Below are 315 nucleotides of genomic sequence, written 5' to 3' on the forward strand. Positions count from 1 at the left end.
TTCGGACGGCTAGGCCAAGAGGGCATGGAGGAGATGTTTCAGCAAGCCTTTGCCACGAATTCTGGCGTTGTGCACGAACTGGAAGAAGCCCAGATAGAGCGGGAGTTTTTCTTGTGAGAGGCCACGATGGGGACGCAACCAAGAGCGCAGCAACGACCAGAAGCCTTCCATCGTATTGACAGGGACTTCATGAAACCCGTCGCCGTCCTCATCGCGGGCGTACTCGCCCCGACTATGGCACACGGTTTTGTGTCCGTACCCCCACTCGGGCAGGCGAGCGTAGATGTCATACTCATCGGTGTAGAGGGTCGTGCC

1 protein-coding gene is annotated in these 315 nt (G+C 57.8%); it reads right to left on the minus strand.

Annotation, left to right across the window (positions count from 1 at the left end; all coding sequences use genetic code 11):
- Positions 1 to 9: 9 nt before the first annotated feature.
- Positions 10 to 315, minus strand: a 306-nt coding sequence (locus AW06_RS21155; protein WP_273704871.1) for a transposase, incomplete at its 5' end; no start/stop codon positions are given.

The organism is Candidatus Accumulibacter cognatus (genome assembly GCF_000584975.1).
Lineage (GTDB): Bacteria > Pseudomonadota > Gammaproteobacteria > Burkholderiales > Rhodocyclaceae > Accumulibacter > Accumulibacter cognatus.